Source organism: Bacillus sp. UNCCL81 (genome assembly GCF_900112535.1).
Classification (GTDB): domain Bacteria; phylum Bacillota; class Bacilli; order Bacillales; family Bacillaceae_G; genus Gottfriedia; species Gottfriedia luciferensis_B.
The window spans coordinates 52,414-71,052 of the sequence record NZ_FOMF01000010.1 but is presented as its reverse complement, the minus strand read 5'-3'; the positions used below and the strand labels follow the sequence as shown (position 1 = coordinate 71,052).

Annotated in this window: 20 protein-coding genes and 1 pseudogene; 6 read left to right on the top strand and 15 right to left on the bottom strand. The window is 31.4% G+C overall.

Annotated features, from left to right (window positions below; genetic code table 11):
- Positions 1 to 112: 112 nt before the first annotated feature.
- The 3 genes from BM319_RS19430 to BM319_RS19420 form a co-directional block, all read right to left on the bottom strand.
- Positions 113 to 1,150, bottom strand: a complete 1,038-nt coding sequence (locus BM319_RS19430) for a TolB family protein (RefSeq protein WP_069033309.1) — start codon at positions 1,148 to 1,150, stop codon at positions 113 to 115.
- A gap of 88 nt (positions 1,151 to 1,238) precedes the next feature.
- The gene (locus tag BM319_RS19425; protein ID WP_069033310.1) at positions 1,239 to 2,696 is read right to left on the bottom strand and encodes a sensor histidine kinase; all 1,458 of its coding nucleotides are present in this window, start codon (positions 2,694 to 2,696) and stop codon (positions 1,239 to 1,241) included.
- Positions 2,693 to 3,382: a response regulator transcription factor gene (locus tag BM319_RS19420; protein ID WP_069033311.1), complete on the bottom strand. Its 690-nt coding sequence runs from the start codon at positions 3,380 to 3,382 to the stop codon at positions 2,693 to 2,695. Before BM319_RS19420 ends, BM319_RS19425 begins: the two co-directional genes overlap by 4 nt.
- 263 nt (positions 3,383 to 3,645) lie before the next feature.
- On the opposite strand from BM319_RS19420, the gene BM319_RS19415 reads away from it, so the two are divergent.
- Entirely contained in the window at positions 3,646 to 3,978 is a 333-nt protein-coding gene (locus tag BM319_RS19415; RefSeq protein WP_091024263.1) for a hypothetical protein, read from the top strand.
- Between the two features lie 51 nt (positions 3,979 to 4,029).
- Here BM319_RS19415 and BM319_RS19410 read toward each other — a convergent pair whose 3' ends face one another.
- Positions 4,030 to 4,875, bottom strand: a complete 846-nt coding sequence (locus BM319_RS19410) for a class I SAM-dependent methyltransferase (protein ID WP_069033313.1) — start codon at positions 4,873 to 4,875, stop codon at positions 4,030 to 4,032.
- A gap of 68 nt (positions 4,876 to 4,943) precedes the next feature.
- Positions 4,944 to 5,663, bottom strand: a complete 720-nt coding sequence (locus tag BM319_RS19405) for a toast rack family protein (protein ID WP_091024262.1) — start codon at positions 5,661 to 5,663, stop codon at positions 4,944 to 4,946.
- 289 nt (positions 5,664 to 5,952) lie between these two features.
- On the opposite strand from BM319_RS19405, the gene BM319_RS19400 reads away from it, so the two are divergent.
- Positions 5,953 to 7,395 (top strand): flavin monoamine oxidase family protein, encoded by a 1,443-nt coding sequence (locus BM319_RS19400; RefSeq protein WP_069033315.1) that lies wholly within the window; start codon positions 5,953 to 5,955, stop codon positions 7,393 to 7,395.
- A gap of 168 nt (positions 7,396 to 7,563) precedes the next feature.
- On the opposite strand, the gene BM319_RS19395 is transcribed toward BM319_RS19400, so the two are convergent.
- The 4 genes from BM319_RS19395 to BM319_RS19380 form a co-directional block, all read right to left on the bottom strand.
- Positions 7,564 to 8,067: a GNAT family N-acetyltransferase gene (locus BM319_RS19395; RefSeq protein WP_069033316.1), complete on the bottom strand. Its 504-nt coding sequence runs from the start codon at positions 8,065 to 8,067 to the stop codon at positions 7,564 to 7,566.
- Between the two features lie 22 nt (positions 8,068 to 8,089).
- Positions 8,090 to 8,659: a nucleotidyltransferase domain-containing protein gene (locus tag BM319_RS19390; RefSeq protein ID WP_069033317.1), complete on the bottom strand. Its 570-nt coding sequence runs from the start codon at positions 8,657 to 8,659 to the stop codon at positions 8,090 to 8,092.
- A 61-nt stretch (positions 8,660 to 8,720) separates the two neighbouring features.
- The gene (locus tag BM319_RS19385; protein ID WP_091024260.1) at positions 8,721 to 8,984 is read right to left on the bottom strand and encodes a hypothetical protein; all 264 of its coding nucleotides are present in this window, start codon (positions 8,982 to 8,984) and stop codon (positions 8,721 to 8,723) included.
- A gap of 1 nt (position 8,985) precedes the next feature.
- On the bottom strand, positions 8,986 to 10,236 hold the full coding sequence (locus tag BM319_RS19380; protein WP_069033319.1) for a helix-turn-helix domain-containing protein: 1,251 nt from the start codon (positions 10,234 to 10,236) through the stop codon (positions 8,986 to 8,988).
- Positions 10,237 to 10,688: 452 nt separating this feature from the next.
- On the opposite strand from BM319_RS19380, the gene BM319_RS19375 reads away from it, so the two are divergent.
- Positions 10,689 to 11,186 (top strand): hypothetical protein, encoded by a 498-nt coding sequence (locus tag BM319_RS19375; RefSeq protein ID WP_069033320.1) that lies wholly within the window; start codon positions 10,689 to 10,691, stop codon positions 11,184 to 11,186.
- Positions 11,187 to 11,422: 236 nt separating this feature from the next.
- Here the strand turns inward: BM319_RS19375 and BM319_RS19370 are convergent, their stop codons facing one another.
- The 4 genes from BM319_RS19370 to BM319_RS19355 form a co-directional block, all read right to left on the bottom strand.
- Entirely contained in the window at positions 11,423 to 11,884 is a 462-nt protein-coding gene (locus BM319_RS19370; protein ID WP_069033321.1) for a hypothetical protein, read from the bottom strand.
- Between the two features lie 59 nt (positions 11,885 to 11,943).
- Positions 11,944 to 12,231 (bottom strand): hypothetical protein, encoded by a 288-nt coding sequence (locus BM319_RS19365; protein WP_069033322.1) that lies wholly within the window; start codon positions 12,229 to 12,231, stop codon positions 11,944 to 11,946.
- Positions 12,232 to 12,475: 244 nt separating this feature from the next.
- A complete protein-coding gene (locus BM319_RS19360; protein WP_069033323.1) occupies positions 12,476 to 13,195 on the bottom strand; it encodes a YebC/PmpR family DNA-binding transcriptional regulator in 720 nt (239 codons plus the stop codon).
- A 178-nt stretch (positions 13,196 to 13,373) separates the two neighbouring features.
- Entirely contained in the window at positions 13,374 to 13,826 is a 453-nt protein-coding gene (locus BM319_RS19355) for a hypothetical protein (RefSeq protein WP_069033324.1), read from the bottom strand.
- 207 nt (positions 13,827 to 14,033) lie between these two features.
- On the opposite strand from BM319_RS19355, the gene BM319_RS19350 reads away from it, so the two are divergent.
- Complete coding sequence (locus BM319_RS19350; protein ID WP_069033357.1) at positions 14,034 to 14,555, top strand: cupin domain-containing protein; 522 nt, start codon at positions 14,034 to 14,036, stop codon at positions 14,553 to 14,555.
- Here the strand turns inward: BM319_RS19350 and BM319_RS19345 are convergent.
- Together BM319_RS19345 and BM319_RS19340 are read right to left on the bottom strand one after the other, a co-directional pair.
- Positions 14,552 to 14,752: a hypothetical protein gene (locus BM319_RS19345; protein ID WP_069033325.1), complete on the bottom strand. Its 201-nt coding sequence runs from the start codon at positions 14,750 to 14,752 to the stop codon at positions 14,552 to 14,554. The two genes, BM319_RS19350 and BM319_RS19345, sit on opposite strands and share 4 nt — an antisense overlap.
- Positions 14,753 to 15,204: 452 nt before the next feature.
- Positions 15,205 to 15,732, bottom strand: coding sequence for an SH3 domain-containing protein (locus BM319_RS19340; RefSeq protein WP_069033326.1), 528 nt, complete (start codon positions 15,730 to 15,732; stop codon positions 15,205 to 15,207).
- A gap of 197 nt (positions 15,733 to 15,929) precedes the next feature.
- Between BM319_RS19340 and BM319_RS19335 the strand changes: the two are divergent.
- Together BM319_RS19335 and BM319_RS19330 are read left to right on the top strand one after the other, a co-directional pair.
- Positions 15,930 to 17,492 (top strand): annotated as a pseudogene (locus BM319_RS19335) (catalase); the annotation flags it as partial.
- A 218-nt stretch (positions 17,493 to 17,710) separates the two neighbouring features.
- Positions 17,711 to 18,145: an SRPBCC domain-containing protein gene (locus BM319_RS19330; protein ID WP_069033328.1), complete on the top strand. Its 435-nt coding sequence runs from the start codon at positions 17,711 to 17,713 to the stop codon at positions 18,143 to 18,145.
- Positions 18,146 to 18,639: the final 494 nt, after the last annotated feature.

Here is an 18,639-nt window from a genome sequence, read left to right as displayed (position 1 = left end):
ATTGGTCACCACGTAGAGTATGACTCCTTGCTGCCAAATTATACTTTCCTAAAGTGAAAAAAGAGAAAGTGAGTTTTTCTCTCACTTTCTATATGAGAAACTATTTCGTTTCTTAATTTTTCAACGTTAATACATAAGTCACAAATTCATTTAGATTATCTTTTAACATCACTTTAGAAACCAATATTTTTTTACCGGATGGACTCCAAGTAATTGGCCCAGCAATCTCGTCTAAATCAGTCGATAATTGTGTTATCTTTCTAGATTTGACATCGATCACGAATAATCCTCTTTCTCCCTTATCTTCTGAAATTACAGAAAAAGCTAATGTTTTGGAGTTTGGCGACCAACCTGCACCGAAAATTTGAGTTCCAGTAGCTAACGATACAGTTTTTCTTCCATTTTCATCGGTAATAAACAACTCTCTTTTGGTTGGAGTAATTTTTCTAACAATAGCGAATTGCTTTTGATCTAGTGATGGGATAACCCATTCAACTTTTTGCTCGTTGTATTTTTTCCTTATTAAATTAACTTTATCAGAGTTCGCATCAATCTTTTTTACTTGTCCATCTAAATCAGCTGAATACATTTGCTGAAATATTGTTGAATAAATGATAGTCTGATTGTCGATCCATCGTCCTTCTGTCGCAAATGCATAGATGGTATCCGGCTCTGACACTTTAACCTTCCCAGTTCCTTCAGAATTTATAATAAATCCTGTACCAGAATTTCCATCCTCTGTTTGCTTATAAAAAATATGCTTTTTATCAGGTGAAATAACGGCACCTACTTGATCATGCTCCTCACTTGCTAATACTTTTGATTTGTTTGTGTTTAGATCATATGAGAATAAATTAATATGATAAGTATAATCACCATTATCTGTCATTACTGATTTTGGTAATTTCGTATTTTTTTGCTCAGTTAAAATTGTATGATCATCCAACCAATCCGTCCCGCGAATACCCTCATAACGATCTATTTTCTCAAGGGCTAACTCGTTTGTTACAACCTCTTCATTTCCTGTTAATACAGTAATCTTTTTATGTTTTTTTTCAATTACTATATCTTCATTTTGACTTTGACATCCAGATATTAATAGTATTGTACTAACTAGAAAAAATACTTTAATCATGTACTTTTTATACATCACATCACCTTCCTACATTCGTACAAATTTTATGATACGTTTAGAATGTTTCTATTTTTGACATATCATGTTTCAAATTTGTAAACTTTTACTCCGCTAACGGAAATGTAATGATAAAATTTGATCCGCTACCTTCTTTCGATTCAACACGAATCGTACCATTTTGCTTTTCAATTAAATCCTTTGTTAAAGCAAGCCCTAAACCAGATCCTCCTGATTGGCGAGAACGATCTTTATTTACAGTAAAAAATGGTTCAAATATTTTATCCACTAATTCCGAAGAAATACCAATACCCGTATCTGATATATTCATAACTAAACGATTATTTTCAATCTTATTCGAAACGTATATCTCACCATTTGTTTTATTATATTTAATGGCATTATCTAATAAATTCATAATGATTAATGTAAAGCTTTCTTTATCAATAAGAATCGTTGCGTGTTCAAAATTTGTACGGATAGATAAACCAAACTTAGTCATTTTCCCTTTCATTCTTAAACAGAGATCTTCTAAAAGGGAATAAACATCAATTTTTTCTTTTACAATTTCAAAGTCATATTTTTCAAGCTCTGCTAGCTTTAATATTTTTTCAACCATATCGTAAAGACGAAGTGATTCTTTACCTATTGTACTAATTGCTTCTTCTAATAATTTTGGATCATCTGAATACATGTCTAATAAATCAATATAAGCCCTAATTACGGTCAGTGGGGTTTTAAACTCATGTGTAATCGATCCAATAAATTGCTTTTGTTGTTTTTCTAAAACTTTAAGCTTTTCAACAGCTAATTGCAGATTTTCCTTTTCTTGTTGAATGCCTTTTATATTATTTTGAATTTCATTACTCATGTAGAAAATTGCTTGGCTTAAATAACCCAATTCATCTTTTCGACTTAAAGTAGAACGGTCTGGATAGTTTCCTAATTGGATTTCCTCCGTTACTTTTCTAAGTTTTAAAATACTCATAACAAGAGAATTAAAAAAGAAATATCCAATGATAAAACTAAGAATTGTAGTTATTAAACCAATTTTAATAAAGAGTTTAATTGTATTATCATAAAACTTCTTACTATTAATTAATGAATAATCAAACTGAACTACCCCAATTTGATGATTCGCATTATAAATTGGTGCAAAATAAGATAATGTATCACCGCTCTCCTGATATGCAATCTTACCTTTTAACGCATAACTTAATGTATCCCTTACATTTCTTGTAGATTCTAATGGAAGAGAATCTCCTACAACTTTTCCAGACATATTAAAAATTGTCACATGAAGACTACTAATAATCCCAATCTGTCTAGCAATTTCCCGACCATATTGTTTAAAAAAATCTTGAGGATTTTCTGTTGTTTGACTTAAATAAACTTGCTTTACATATACATTTGCTAATTTACTTTGCCTAGCAAGTGTTTCTTCAGTTTGTTTTTGCTGATTTTGTTTTATCCCCTGTAAGACTAATATACTTAAGACAATGACAGTTCCAATTAATAGCATAGCTAAAAACAAGCTCGATTTAACTTTAATACTTAGTTTCATTTAGTTTCACTAGATATCTTATATCCAACTCCAAAAACAGTTTGAATTAAATGTTGATAAGAATTACCAAGCTTTTTACGTAAACGTTGGATATGAATATCGACAGTTCTCGTTCCACCGATATACTCCATTCCCCATACTAAATCTAATAATTCATCTCTGCTAAAAATTCGATCCATATTTGAAATTAATAAAACAAGAAGGTCGAATTCTTTAGGTGTTAGTTCTATATTGCTTCCATCAACAGTCACTTTTCTTTGAGCAGGAATTACTTGAAGCTTATTAATTGAAATGCTCTTTTTTTCATCAGGTGTTGATTGTTTTTTTAATCTTCGTAGTAAAGATCTAGTTCTAGCAAGTAATTCCCTAATATCAAACGGTTTTGTTATATAATCATCGGCTCCAAACTCTAATCCTAAAACTCGATCAATAATATCATCCTTAGCTGTAAGTAAAATAATGCCAAGTCCTTCTTTATTTCCAATTTGTTTACATAAGTCTAAACCGTTCATTACAGGCATCATAATATCCGATATTAAAATATCTGGTTTAAAATCTGGAATCTTATCTAATGCTTCTTTTCCATTAAATGCGTTTTCTACGATAAACCCTTCTCTACGAAATGCGTAAGTTAATGGATCTACAATACTTTTTTCATCATCTACAATTAATACTTTCCCTTGCAATTACCTCACCTAAATTCATAATTTATGTTTTTAGTTTTATTTACTTAAACTTTATTTTTGGATTTTTAATATTTCCTTAGAAAAATTATAGATTGCTCGGTACTGAATTACTAAACGTTTTTACTTTAAATGCAAAAAATTTACATCTTGGAAACATCTTGTTCTTTTTTTTCATTGTTCTTATCATTAATTAGTTTGGACAATATTCTAGTCCTTTATCTGAAATCATACATTTAGTAATGAGTACAAATGGGAGGGATTTCATGGAACACCCACATATTCGAAATATGCAAGATAAATGCAAAAAATATAAACTATGCCATGTAGTGTTTCAAACTTCTGAAAGAGCTTTATTAGAAGGAATTTTATTAGATAACAATTCGAGTAGCGCGGAATTACTCGTCCCTGAAGACCTCGCCGCACCGGAATCGCGTTTTTTTGAAGTAAGACAAAACAGCGGCGAAACTTTTCTCCCTAGATACCGAATATATAAAAAGGTCACTGTCCCACTTTCTTCCGTTGTATCAATATACTTGTTTCCATATTACTATCCAAGCTATCCATACATTTATCAAAGGAATTATCATCCTCAATAGTAAAAAAAGCATCTAGAATCTAGATGCTTTTTCATTTTTGATTTTGAAGTTTTATTCCGCTACAAATGCAAATATCGATAAAGGTTTGATTTCATTGGAAGTAATAGACTCTTCTAGCATTTTTACTTCTGATCGAATTAGTCCATTTAATTTACTAGGCATATTTTCAAAATTATTGAGTTCAATATCGATATCCGCCAAAGTCTTATTAATCTCCCATCTAGCATCCTGTAATTTTGGAGAGAATATAGATGTTTCATTCATTATGTTCCACCCTGAAGCTTTACAAATATTTTTCATATCATTTGGAGTAAAAAGGGTGCGAATATTTGATTCACTGTTTTGTTTTAATGACTCATACTGAGCTTGAATTAAAATAGATAGTAAATGCGGGTACTGCTCAATTGAGCTAATTCTTGTATCCCATTCGGCAAAGCATAATTTTTTACCCCATTTTTTAATCTTTTTTAAGACTGCAGTAAATTCTTCATGTGATTTTAAGTACCATGAGCAGTGAGACATTACAATATAATCAAACTCATCTTCATGGAAATCAACAGTTGGTGATAATATATCAATTTCAAATTCTATCTTTAGTTGTTTACCTAAATTGGATTGTAATAGGAAGTCCGCTGAATCTCCTAATGAAACTGGACTGCCGTATGTTGGTGGGCCAATATCGATTCCATGAACAAATCCATTTTCCCCGACAATATATGCTAAAACGGCCGTCGTATCTCCTTGACCACAGCCTATCTCTAATACTTTACTACCCTTTTCTATATTCCAAAACTCAACTAATTTAAAACGATGTTCTGTTTGTATTCTTTGTATATCAGACATCCCCTTACCTGATGCCATACAATCAATAACTGATTCAACTGCATTTTTTAGCATTGAATTCCTCCTTAGAGATAAAAGTTTTTATGAAACTATTTTTCTATTACTTTCAAATTGATTTTATATTAATCTACTTTAAAGTTTACCTCTCCTACACCTAAATCTACATTTATTGTTAATTTAACATCAGCGTTTTCATACGCTTCATTAACATAAACACCATTTCCTTTTGAAATTAAATCGATTACATTCGTTTTGCCAATTCCCTTACTTAAATTTATCTTTACACCCACATCAGAAGGTAACACGATGGTCGTTTTTCCAACCCCTGTTTCAATATTTGCTTCGAAGCTTTTTTTCCAGTTTCCACCTAAATTAACATTAAGCTCCCCGACTCCAGCCTCTATCTCTAAATCATTTAAATCTAGTCCACGTAAATCAAGATTTGTTTTTGATGCGCCAGTATTAACATCTAAATCAATCGGAAGTTTATTCGAAAGCTTCAAATTCCATTCATTCTTTAATTTACCAATTTTCACTTTTGGAAAATGCTTTTTAGATTGATCTATTCTTATTTCTCCCGTGGAATCTTTGAGCTTATATGATACATTCGGATTAAAATATTTATTGTTATATTCGATCGTTCCGTCTACCCAATTTTTTGTACCTTTAGAAACATTCATGATTCCAGCACCTAAATCTAAACTAACATCCAATTTTTTAGCTTGATCTTTATGAATAGAAACAGTTTCTTCTTTTACCTTTTCATTGTTAAAAATTGAACAACTCGCAAGAACGAATACCGAGGTAATCATTAATAAAGCAGAAATAATAAATTTTTTCATTTTTTAACCTCCAATTAAAAACTTCTAATAATCACATTTTATGGAAATTAAAAAATCTAGATAACATCCTGCAGTATCAATCTGTCTACGACCAAAGTATGAAAGTAAATAAAGTACGAGGTATCCATTAATAATTATTAGATTTTTAGACAGTATTCTCCTTTAATTGTTAATAAAATGATTTATAATTCCAACTGAAACTAGTCATACCTTCAAATTCAAATCAATTACATACGTTCTCTTGAATGCGAATAAAATGTAATGAAGGAATTGTAAAGGAGGAGAATATATGACAAGTTCTCCACTAACAACTGATCAAATGATTTCAATCATTCAAAACGGCCTTAGAAAAACTGAATCCTCAAAAAAAGTAATTATCGTAGGCGCTGGAATGGCTGGTTTGACCGCAGCTTCATTATTAAAGAATGCAGGACACCATGTCACAATTATTGAGGCAAATGATCGAATTGGTGGTCGTGCTTATACTTTACGTGCTCCGTTTAGTAATGGGCTCTATTTAAATGCTGGTCCATTACGAATCCCAAATGTTCATCATTTAACTTTAGAGTATATTAGAAAATTCAATTTGCCAGTAAATGAATTTATTAATGAAACCCGAAACGATATCATTTATGCAAATGGAATAAAAACAAATCAAACTAACTATAAAAGCAATCCTGATATATTAAATTATCCAGTAGCACCAAACGAAAAAGGAAAAACTTCAGATGTGTTATTGGACCAAGCTTTACAGCCATTTATCAATTTTATTAACCAAAATCAATCGACTAATTGGGAAATAGTCGAAAAAAGGTATGGTAATATTTCATTTGGTTCTTTTTTAAATTCGTACTTTTCTGTAGGTGCAGTTGATATGATTGGGGTGCTCCTTGATTTTGAAGCATTTATGGGAATGTCCTTTTTAGAAGTATTGAGGGAACAGGTCACTTTTAAATCGGCAACGAAATTTTATGAAATAACAGGTGGAATGGATCTTTTACCTAAAGCGTTTCTTCCTCAATTAAAGGATAATATACTATTAAATTATAAACTGACTAAAATTATTCAAAATGGTAATTCCCTAACAATCCAAACAACTGACAATACAACTGCAAACCAATACATTATGAACGCAGACCTTGCCATTATAGCTATACCATTTTCACTCTTAAGATTTGTGGAAATTGAACCATTTCATTCGATTTCTTATTACAAACGAAAAGCAATTCGCGAAATAAACTACATGTCTGCAACAAAAATTGGAATTGAATTTAAAAGTAGATTTTGGGAGAAATATGGTCAATTCGGTGGTATGTCTACAACCGATTTGCCTACCAGACTTTCACTCTATCCTAGTACTGGAATTGGCACCTCAGGTCCAGCAGTTGTCAAGGCAAGCTATACGTGGGCAGATGAGGCGCTAACATTGAGTGCCTTAACTGAAGAAGAGCGTATTCATTATGCTTTAAGGGATTTGTCTAAGATTTGGGGGAACCAAGTTTATTCTGAATTTGTAACTGGAACGTCCTTTAGCTGGAGTCAAAATCCATTTTCTGTTGGTGCCTTTACATTTTTTGAACCGGGGCAAGAAGAAGAACTGAATTCTTATATTTCTTCTCCTGAAGGCAGATTACACTTTGCAGGTGAACATACTTCAAGGTCCCACGCTTGGATTCAAGGTGCAATTGAGTCTGGTATACGGGCTGCTAATGAAGTGAATAGCCTATACTAAACTACTTAAAAGTAGGAAAGACCGGGTAATTACTGCCCGGTCCAATTTTATGTACAAATATTTTTCATTTTTACTTCACTCATCTAATGAATTAGCTCATATCATACGTTTTGATTTAAGTCTGTTTAACTCCCCAAATCGAAACTGATTTTATGCAATTACTAACTATTATTGAATCGGACCACCTGGCCTAAATCGGCACATCATTATTTCATTAACAAATTGCCCATTTGCTTTTATATTCCCTCTTTTAACACCTTCAACTTTAAACCCAAACTTTTCATATAGCGCTTGTGCCTTAGGATTTGTCTCCAATACTCCTAGCTCTACTCTTTCTAACATTAACCAATGATCTGCCAAATCTAATACTCTCGTAAGCAATGCTTTTCCAATTCCTTTATTATGATGATTTCCATCAGTTGCGATAAATAAATCTCCCACATGAGACCTGCGACCTGTTCTTTGCACTAAACCAACTAACCCTACTACATCTCCATTACATTCTGCGACAAATTCATATTCGTTTGCTTGTAAGTTTCTAATTCTATTTTCCATCATGTCTACTCGCATACTAGGTAGAAATATCATATATGGAAAAACATTTTCTTGGGTGCATATGCGATGAAGTGCCTTAGCATCATTTATTTCTACTGGTCTAATCAATACTTCCATCTATGCTCACTCCTACAACTTTTTATATTAAATCTTCAAGCCACTCATGATTAGGTTGATGTATCAAGATTGCTTCACGTAACCATGCTTTACTGTGAAAGGACAAATAATCTTTCACGTTTTTAAAGTCCTGATGATCTTTTTCTCTTGTATTTCTAACCTTATATAAAAGCACTATTTCTGGATTCAAGTAAGGAATCCCCTCATTTGTAACACGATAAAATCTGTCAAGCTTACAAGTAATCAATTCATCTCTTCTAAACTTCCAATCATTTAACTCGATTTCATTTAATAAAACTTCTAATTCATCTTTTGTCTTATCATTTTTGGCATGTATTTCATGAGTAGGTAGCTCTAAATATTCATTCTCCCAAGTTGATAATTCCCCTTTAATGACTTTATTAAACGTCCAGTTATGTAAATATTCTTTAAGATATAGTTGATCCTTACGCGCAATGGCTATTTCAATATCATGGTGATTTCTCGTTTGTTTTTCTATGAAAAGGTCAATTGCCCATCCACCAGCTATATACCATCCTTTATTAAAATCCTTCATACTTTTATACACTTTATAACATTGTTCAAAGGACACAGCATTCCAACCTCCTAATAAAAAAAGTACCACACAAAATGTATGATACTTATTTATAGATTTATCTAGTTCTAATAAATAATAATTTTTCTACCTTAGGATGAATTGGCTCATCTGCATATGAACGATTAGATCGATCATATGGTTGGAACCCATCATCTGTAGACTCACTTTGATCAATTTCATCCGAATAAAGTTGTGTTCCTAAATCATCTGAAACAATTGAGGTCTCCGAACCATCAGAAACTAAATTAGGACCGTAATTAATAGATAGTACAGTGAACAAACACAATATTGTTATAATGTTGAATAGTCTTTTCATCATGTTATTTCCTGCTTTCGATCATTTTTAATAGCGTGCTATTGTATTCTTTATATAACATGTTTTGTTTTTCTAACGATTCGTGTTTTTCATAGTATTCTGTAACAAGATCATAGTATTTAATTAATTTTTCATGATCATTGGTTTGAGCCCATAATGGCAAGCCAACTTCACGTAAATATGTAACTAAATTTGCTTCGTCCTTTTTTGCTTCTAGTAATAAAACCTTCATTCGAATAAAGGATGCACTACTTTTATCCTTTATTTTAGAGAGATTCTTACATAACAACTTAGTAGCCGTCTCGTAATCATTTATAATCATCATATTATTCGCGATGTTTGAAATGACCAAAAAATACTCTTCTGTGTCCTCTTGAATATTAGATAAATATTCTTGGTAATATTTAATTGCTTTCTTATGTTGATTAGAATGGTAGTATAAATAGCCTAAATTATGTAAAGCACTCATATGTATTGTTTTATCACTTAATATGACAGAAGAATCTAGTATTTCAATTAGAAATTGCTCGGCTCGATCTAATAACTTGCTCTTAATTAATTGAAGTGAAAGTAACATTTTTGCATCAAGGATCCGTTTAATATTATTATTTTGTAGAAAAATAGGAATTGCTTTATTACAAAAATACATAGATAAGGAAGTCTGATTAATAAAGCTATATACTAAAGCTCTATAGAAGCAATATTCCTGGAAATCTATCTCGAGGTTTGGCGTAATTTCTTGTACTTCATCCATTACTAGAAGAGAGTCATTATATCTCTTTTCTTTTATGTAATATATTGATAGTGTAAACAAATATTTTATCGTTTCATATTGGGAAAATTTCTTCTTTTTTACCTCAAGTTGTTTCCATTTTTTCTTTGCCATTTTAAGATCTTCAACAAAAATATAATATCTCCAAATTGTAATACAAAAATCATTTGATATATTAGTATAATTTATACTTTCCTCTTTACCAATCAATTCTTCAAACAGTATTTTACTAGAATCATAGTCAGCTCGTTCGATTGAATTCCATAATCGTTTAAGTTGACCCGTCACTTCATCTATACTATCATTTGCATCTATTTCAACTCGCATCTTTTTTAAAAGCAATTCAATCGTTTCTATACCAGCCTCTTTTGTACCGTTTTCAATTTTACTTAAATGTGAAACAGAGCATATTCCTTCACATAATTTCTCCTGGGTCCATCCTAATTTTTTTCGATGATGAAAGATCATCATGCCATAATCCATAATAAAATCTCCTGTTCACCTTTATTTAAAATAGATATTTATATGACTAGAAACTATTAATTTCTTATATTAATATTTTTAATTTTCTCTTAATAATTAAATTTTATTAGATTTTCCGACACATTAATATACTTTTTCGTTTTTTTTCAGACAAATTATATTCAAAAAATTTTCCCAATACAAAAAAGTCAAACAGAATGATATGATTTTAGTACAAGCAATTAAACGATACTAACGACTAATAACTTCATTAGTATTTTTTAAATGCACCCCCATTTAATAACCAGTTTTAAAGCAAGATGTAATCATTACATCTTGCGATTTTTTTGATTAAAGCCATTTTTATTTTTATAAATAATTTAAACATTGTTTCTAGTTTTCAAGCCATCAAGTAATTTAATAAATTCAAGCTAGTAATCGTCCAAATTAATTTATACTCGTAGAGGTCCTATATGACAAAAAAACCACTCATTTTATATTTGGTAATTATTGGAATATCCATCATTATTATATTAACATTAAAACAATCTATTGAAAAAGAAAAACAGAAGAGATTGGACGATGAAGCATCTACAGAATTCATAATTGAACAAAATGTTCAAAATTCTGTAAGAAACTACATTACAGCTTTAAAGTGGAAAGATGTTGAGATTTATAACTCTGTTGTAATAGATTCATTAAAAATCAGCAATCACTCTTACTACTTTACTAAGATAATGTCTAACGTAATTGATGCAAAATTCATCGGTGATAATTTATCTGTCATTCATTTAAATAAGAAAGATCAAAAAACAACGGTAAATATAAAATACGAAATAACATTTGTTGACGGGATAAAGCCTGAAGGAAAATATAAAAACGGTAGAAATATATGTAATGTAACAATGGATCTTGTTAAAATAAAAAATAAATGGGTCATTTCAAGTATATACGATTTAAAAGTTATCTAAAAAAACGTTCTCAATAAAGACCGTTATAAATGAAGAAAATCCACTAGGTGATAATTTTTTTCCTTGTGGTTTTTTTATGTATTTAATCTTTTTTCCTTCCTTTAATCTATGCATTTTCGCCAAAAAATTTATACAAAAAAGGAGAACTCAAAAGTACTCTGACTTTGAGCTCTCCTTTTTAAGTCATCTGTAGTTTCTTCCCAAATCAACTAGCCTAATTACTAAAACAAATTCGATTAAATTGTATCTAAATCTTTTAGCAACATATCTTTACTTTCTTCAAACTTTACTTCTTTTACATAATCATACGCTTTAGTTTTAGCAGCTAAGCTTTCAGTAGACTGATTTATTTTTGCATACGCTCTTGATAAAGCCTCATATGCATATGCTATGTAGAATGGCTCTACTTCTGCTTCTAAACTAATCTTCACACATTTTTTTGCGTAATCTAAAGCCGTTTCCCCTTGCCCTATAACAGCATACACTCGTGACAATTGCCAATATCCGATCGATATATTTCTTGGTGTATGGCTCTCTACTTTTGTCCAATGCCAAAATGAGCTATGACATAAATGAACCATTTCCTCTGTTTCACTTTGAGATCTATTTTCTAATTCAAGTAAATCCCACACTTTATTAAAACATGAAGCAGCAAGCTCCCTATGAGTGAAGCTATTTTGATTAATCGTCTCTTCCATAATTTACTCCTCCATAATTAAAATCAAGAATATGTATTACCTCAACTCTAAGTATAATTTTATTCACATTCCGAGTTTGAGTCCGCATCACAGCTAGCAATGGTTTCAAAGCCTGTTGAGCTATTTTTAATTTGTATGACTGAATTTCTTCGTTGCTCCTCTAACTTCAATCCTTTCTCACCAACGGATTGTTCATAATAATTTATTTCTTGTTCTTGTCGCTCGTCAGCATTAGCATTAAAGCTCATTAAAATACCTACTGGAGTTGCTAAAACTAACAAAAATACACCAATTCTAAGAGCCGCGTACTTAAATGCTTTGTACCCGTTTTTTAATAATTTATCCATTTGTATAGATCTCCTCAAATTGAATATAATATTCGAAATCCTTTAGCAATTATTGACTAACAATACTATTCTCTGTACTATTCATATTTTCCTGTTTGGCAATTATGGATTAAATAAATTCTAAGAGTAATCCTGGCCAAATGCTTAATCAAAAAAAACAAAAAACGCGTTCATACAGATGAAAATTAATTCATCTAAATGAACACGTTTATCTTAATTCATTCTATTTATTGTTGCTAAGCTACTATTCACCTAAATCTACATTGTGGTAAACACGTTGAACATCTTCTATATCTTCAAGAACGTCTAACATTTTTTCGAACTTTGCAAGACCATCTTCTGGAAGAGTTACATCATTTTGCGCTAACATTGTTAATTCAGCTACTGTAAACTCCGTAATACCTTCGTTTTTAAACGCTTCTTGTATTGCATAGAATTGGTCTTGATCAGCATAAACAATTACAGCGTCGTCTTCTTCTAAGATATCGCGAACATCTACATCTGCTTCCATTAAGATTTCAAGAACTTCATCAGAAGTCTTCCCCTCAAGTCCAATTACAGCCGTTGCATCGAACATATATGATACTGAACCTGTTACTCCAAGGTTACCACCGTTTTTACTAAATGCAGCACGAACTTCTGCAGCTGTACGGTTTACATTATTAGTAAGTGCATCAACAATTACCATTGATCCATTTGGTCCGAAACCTTCGTAACGAAGCTCATCAAAACTTTCTTCAGAACCACCTTTTGCTTTTTCAATCGCACGATCAACTATATGTTTCGGTACACTATAAGTTTTCGCACGCTCTAGTACAACTTTTAAAGCTTGGTTTGATTCTGGATCCGGCTCACCTTGCTTCGCAGCTACATATATTTCACGTCCAAACTTTGCATAAATACGACTAGTATTTGCATCTTTTGAAGCTTTCTTCTCTTTAATATTATTCCATTTACGACCCATCTTGTTCCACTCTCTTTCAACTTTAAATCTACGTTTAATTTACTATGTATTTGACTTTCGCCAAACATTTACCATTTAATATTATACCTCATTTATACTTTTTTTCGAAATTAATCGTTACTAAAAATTAGTGGAAATAAAAAACATTACTTTCTTTTTTGAAGTAATGCTTTTATTTTTAGATAACTTTTACCTTTATCAAATAAGTAAAATAATTATTCCCCTTCCAGATACCTTTTACTTCATAAATTATTTCTCCTTTTTTAGATCCAAGTTGGAATGAGTAACTTCCGTAGTTATTTAAATTGTGGTCATAAATGTATGCTTTTTTAGTCCCACTGTGCTCTAATATTTCCACATTTTCGGGTTGTTCTGAAAAATATATCTTTAGAAACTGTCCTTCGAATGCTGTAATAGCTACTTCTTCTTGAATATTTTTATATGTACCATTTGTTGATTGATCTTTATCTAATAATTTTCCCCAAGAATAATTTGCTATTTTATATGGAATTGTTTTATCTGCTAGCTCAAATTTAACTTTCGGTTTTTCATCATTAGACAAAATTGTTTGGTTAATAATGACCGAAATCGTAAAAATTGCCACTAAATATAAGATCCCTTTTTTAAACATCGAACTTCCGCTCCATATTTTTTCATTTAATAAGTTTAATGTAATCTATTTCTATTAAATTGTATATTGGGAAAATTCTGTACATTTTCAATAAATTCTACCAATTAATTTATAAGACCACCTTTTTTAAATTTTCAACATATTTTTCATAGAATTAACAAAAATTAAGGTAATATGATGGGAGAAGTAATAGAAAGGATTGATAAAATGTTTAACAATAATCCAGAATATTGGATTTCTAAACTTGGACTAGTAGCACATCCAGAAGGGGGATATTACAAATCTACCTATCAATCAAAGGAGCAAATATCTGATCGTGAATTAACGGTAAATTATGATGATCATAGATTGCTTTATACTAGTATCTATTTTTTGCTACAATCACATGATATTTCTCATTTTCACAGATTAAAGTCTGACGAATTATGGTATTTCCATGCAGGAAGTTCATTAACTGTTCATGTTATACATGAGAATGGTCAATACGAAGAAATAAAATTAGGACTTAATTTAGAAAATGGAGAAGTTCCTCAATATTTAGTACCGAAAAATTCAATATTCGGTTCATCAGTTATGGAAGAAAATACTTTTTCATTAGTAGGCTGTATGGTTTCACCTGGATTTGATTTTAAAGACTTTGAATTATTTACCCAAGAGCAATTACATAATAAATACCCAGAACATAAAGAGATTATTAATAAGTTAGCTTATAAGGAACTTCCTTATTAGGTCAAAAAAAGAAAGTGAGTTTTTAGCTCACTTTCTTCATGCTGTTGAAAAACAACCTTGTCAATCGAATCACCAAATTTTCGTAAAAGGAGTAGTGTGATGTTGATTTCCACTACAGGATGCTCGCTTTCCATGGGGCGAGATTCTTTAGCCTCCTCGGCAAGCCTGCGGGGTCTCAGCCTTCCCGCTAATCCCATAGGAGTCGAGCACCCCTCCGCTCCAATCAACTTGTTCATCAAAAAAAGTCTGCAATAAAATCCAAATCAAATAGCCTTTTACTTAGAGTAACTTAACAGTTGTATATTAATCAGATTGTAGATCAATTAATATCAAACTTTAATTAAACTAATCAACTGAATTTGTTTTTTTAATTAATATTTTTAATTTCTGAAAAAATCATTACTAGTGATTATTGGAATCAAGAAATTGCTGAAAATATTAACATTTAAATCCATTAATAAATCATCCAAAAAATGATTATTTCATCAGAATAAGCTCAATTTAATGTCCTCTTTCCCAATTGAACATTTTATATTTAACACACTGAAAGAAAGTGAGCTTTTAGCTCACTTTCTTTTTTTGGGGGGAATAGATTAATGAAACAACTAACTCAGAGTTAAGATAATCTTATTGATGGTATTTCACTAGATTACTTCATATTTAAATAACTAGTACTCACAAATCCTTTTTTACCATTGTAAGAAACAATTGCCCACTTATAATCGATTTGAGTTTTTCCTTCAGTTTGATAACCAAGGAAACTGACTTTTGCACCTTTTGGTATCACTGTTAGAACTTTATATTTCGTACTTGGACCTGTACGTAAATTTAAATTAGCTTTTGTTGTAACAGTAGTTGGTACTTTTTGTAAATATTTAGTATTTACATAAGCTATACCATTTTTAGTAGTTGTTGTTTTAATTTGTGCCCAGCTAGCATTATAGAATTTTACTATCTCAATTTGATCTTTCTTTCTTAAAGTGTCTACTACTTTTGAACTTGTATTTGGAGCACTTCGTACGTTTAATACACTTGCAGTTACCTCATATACACTAATCGGAGCATTTAAAACCGCAGCACTAACATGTGTCGGCCCGGCTGTTACACCATTTGAAACTAATAATGCGCCAGATAAGGCCATAGTTGATACAAAAGCTTTTAATAATTTTTTCTTCATTTTAAATTCCTCCTCTCACTTTACATCTCAATAATATTGAATCAATGTTTCAAAATTAGCCATAAAATGTATCCAAATTGTAAACTTTTCGGTTGTTTTGAGTCGATACACCTAATTGGAAAAATTTGCATATCGTTCCAAATTTATGGACATTCTAAATTTTGTATTTGTATGAATGGAGGAAAACTATGGATAATCAAGAGAATAATGAAGAAATATTGACTAATCGGCAAGGCCATCCAGTAACAGATAATCAAAACGTGAGAACCGTTGGGAATCGTGGACCAACAACTTTAGAAAACTATGACTTTCTTGAAAAAATCTCTCATTTTGATCGTGAACGAATTCCAGAACGTGTTGTGCATGCTCGTGGAGCCGGTGCACAAGGGTATTTCGAAGCCTATGGAAAAGTAGGTGATCACGCAATTTCTAAATATACTAGAGCAAAATTATTTCAAGAGAAGGGGAAAAAAACACCTGTGTATGTTCGATTTTCCACAGTTGTAGGTGGTGGACATTCTCCTGAAACTTTACGTGATCCACGTGGTTTCGCTACAAAGTTTTATACTGAAGATGGAAATTGGGATTTAGTCGGTAATAATTTAAAAATCTTTTTTATTCGTGATCCTTTAAAATTTCCAGATATGGTTCACTCATTTAAACCAGATCCAGTAACAAATCTTCCTGATCCTGAAAGAATGTTTGACTTTCTTCATCTAACACCAGAATCCACTCATATGGTTACATTTCTCTTTTCACCATGGGGAATTCCAGCTAACTATCGACAAATGCAAGGGTCCGGTGTTAATACATATAAGTGGGTAAACAAAGATGGCGAGGCAGTTCTTATTAAATACCACTGGGAACCGCTAAAACAGGAAATAAAAAATTTATCACAACGTGAAGCAGATGAAATCCAATCTACAAATTATAATCATGCAACTCAAGACCTTTACGAGGCGATTGAGAAAGGCGATTATCCAGAATGGGAATTATGTGTACAAATCATGAGTGATGATGAGCATCCAGAACTTGATTTTGATCCACTGGATCCTACAAAACTATGGGATCCAGAAAAGTTTCCTTTTTTACCAGTTGGAAAAATGGTATTAAACAAAAATCCAGAAAACTATTTTGCAGAAGTTGAACAAATTGCATTTGGGACTGGTGTTCTAGTTGACGGACTGGATTTTTCAGATGATAAATTACTTCAAGGTCGTACTTTTTCGTACTCAGATACACAACGATATCGAGTTGGAACAAATTACTTACAATTACCAGTTAATTCACCAAAAAATCATGTAGCAACAAATCAACGTGATGGGCAAATGGAATATAAAGTTGACGCAGCGCCAGGTCAAAACCCACATGTGAATTATGAACCTTCATCACTAGGTGGATTAAAAGAGGCGCCAAAGAATGGAAAAGATCATGAACCCGCGTACAATAATAAATTAGTACGACAAAAAATTGACCGACCTAATGACTTTATCCAAGCTGGTAATACTTACCGTGCTTTCGACGAAACTGAAAAAAGTGAACTAATTTCAAATTTAGTCGATGCACTAAAAATATGTAAGCCTCATATCCAAGAAACGATGGTTGGTTATTTTACAAAAGCGGATGAAGAATATGGACGCAGAGTGCGTGAAGGTTTAGAAAAAGCGAATAGTAATCAAACTGAACACACTAGCACTGAAGCAGCTGATGTCGCGTCTGACAAAGCTAAAAACATGGGTCATGAATCGGATCGATATTAAAAGTATCAATTGGGATAGGCAGACGCCTATCCTTTTTAGCGTAATCGTTTATTATTTTTATCAATATCTTACTAAATTTTATTTTTCCATTAAAATCAAAAGAGTATTATCTGAATATTACGACTCAATATTCACAATTAAGAGATAACAGTTTAAAATAAGTTTGTAAGGACAATGATGATACATATGAAATTAATTGAGAGTGGGCTGATACTTAAATGAATAATGTGACTAAGTTTAATATTTTCAAACCAGCAAAAGACATATTTGAGGCATTTGTTGATCCAACTAAAATAGGTAACTTTTGGTTTTCTTCTAGCTCTGAGCGATGGGAAGAAGGAAAAGTCATTACTCTAAAATACGATCTTTACAATGCAGAAGGTAAAATTAAAGTCATCGAGATTGAGTCAAATAAGAAGATTGTGTTTGCTTGGGGACCTACAGAAGAAGGAAATATCGTAACGATTACATTAAATGAACAAGATCAAAATAACACAATTATTGAAGTCGTGGAAGAAGGCTTTAATGAAAGCAACCCAGAATATGTTCATCATTTAATCGATAATAAAGAAGGCTGGGTATTTATGCTTAGCTGTTTAAAATGTTATTTAGAATTTGGCGTCACTAAGTTAAGAGGCGGATTGGTGAAATAATTTTAAAATAATACGATTGTATATGGGGCTGTCTCATAAGTCAGGTTAACTGACTCTTGGGTGCCCCTTTTTAATCGTAAATAGTTCAGAATTCTGTAGCCATAACTATGAGGGGGTATCTCTGGGGTACTTATCATTTGTAGTTGGACTGATTAATCTTTTTTATAGATGATTAGCAGATTTTTATTCGGTTTAGTTAGTAAATGAACAGTTCTGCTAGTTTACCATTAGAAAGATACTACTTTTACACGATTCCCAACTTATAATACCCCTACCAGTATGGGTAACATATAAGTTTATTTGCGGTTCCTTGGAATTTAATTGCAGTATTATTAATTTTTTGCGATTCTCTGTTTTTAATTGCAGTTTCTCCAATTTTAATTGCGATTTTCAGATTTTATTTGCAGATAGCAGTTTAATTGCAGCATTTCACCATTTATTTGCACTGTTGGACTCTTTATTTGATGTTCTATTAAACTTATTTGCCGCACCAG

Excerpts from the sequence above, each read along its gene's own strand:
- BM319_RS19430 (WP_069033309.1), bottom strand. The coding sequence starts at position 1,150 with ATGTATAAAAAGTACATGATTAAAGTATTTTTTCTAGTTAGTACAATA.
- BM319_RS19425 (WP_069033310.1), bottom strand. The coding sequence starts at position 2,696 with ATGAAACTAAGTATTAAAGTTAAATCGAGCTTGTTTTTAGCTATGCTA.
- BM319_RS19415 (WP_091024263.1), top strand. The coding sequence starts at position 3,646 with ATGGAACACCCACATATTCGAAATATGCAAGATAAATGCAAAAAATAT.
- BM319_RS19410 (WP_069033313.1), bottom strand. The coding sequence starts at position 4,875 with ATGCTAAAAAATGCAGTTGAATCAGTTATTGATTGTATGGCATCAGGT.
- BM319_RS19405 (WP_091024262.1), bottom strand. The coding sequence starts at position 5,663 with ATGAAAAAATTTATTATTTCTGCTTTATTAATGATTACCTCGGTATTC.
- BM319_RS19400 (WP_069033315.1), top strand. The coding sequence starts at position 5,953 with ATGACAAGTTCTCCACTAACAACTGATCAAATGATTTCAATCATTCAA.
- BM319_RS19395 (WP_069033316.1), bottom strand. The coding sequence starts at position 8,067 with ATGGAAGTATTGATTAGACCAGTAGAAATAAATGATGCTAAGGCACTT.
- BM319_RS19385 (WP_091024260.1), bottom strand. The coding sequence starts at position 8,984 with ATGATGAAAAGACTATTCAACATTATAACAATATTGTGTTTGTTCACT.
- BM319_RS19380 (WP_069033319.1), bottom strand. The coding sequence starts at position 10,236 with ATGGATTATGGCATGATGATCTTTCATCATCGAAAAAAATTAGGATGG.
- BM319_RS19375 (WP_069033320.1), top strand. The coding sequence starts at position 10,689 with ATGACAAAAAAACCACTCATTTTATATTTGGTAATTATTGGAATATCC.
- BM319_RS19370 (WP_069033321.1), bottom strand. The coding sequence starts at position 11,884 with ATGGAAGAGACGATTAATCAAAATAGCTTCACTCATAGGGAGCTTGCT.
- BM319_RS19365 (WP_069033322.1), bottom strand. The coding sequence starts at position 12,231 with ATGGATAAATTATTAAAAAACGGGTACAAAGCATTTAAGTACGCGGCT.
- BM319_RS19360 (WP_069033323.1), bottom strand. The coding sequence starts at position 13,195 with ATGGGTCGTAAATGGAATAATATTAAAGAGAAGAAAGCTTCAAAAGAT.
- BM319_RS19355 (WP_069033324.1), bottom strand. The coding sequence starts at position 13,826 with ATGTTTAAAAAAGGGATCTTATATTTAGTGGCAATTTTTACGATTTCG.
- BM319_RS19350 (WP_069033357.1), top strand. The coding sequence starts at position 14,034 with ATGTTTAACAATAATCCAGAATATTGGATTTCTAAACTTGGACTAGTA.
- BM319_RS19345 (WP_069033325.1), bottom strand. The coding sequence starts at position 14,752 with ATGGGATTAGCGGGAAGGCTGAGACCCCGCAGGCTTGCCGAGGAGGCT.
- BM319_RS19340 (WP_069033326.1), bottom strand. The coding sequence starts at position 15,732 with ATGAAGAAAAAATTATTAAAAGCTTTTGTATCAACTATGGCCTTATCT.
- BM319_RS19330 (WP_069033328.1), top strand. The coding sequence starts at position 17,711 with ATGAATAATGTGACTAAGTTTAATATTTTCAAACCAGCAAAAGACATA.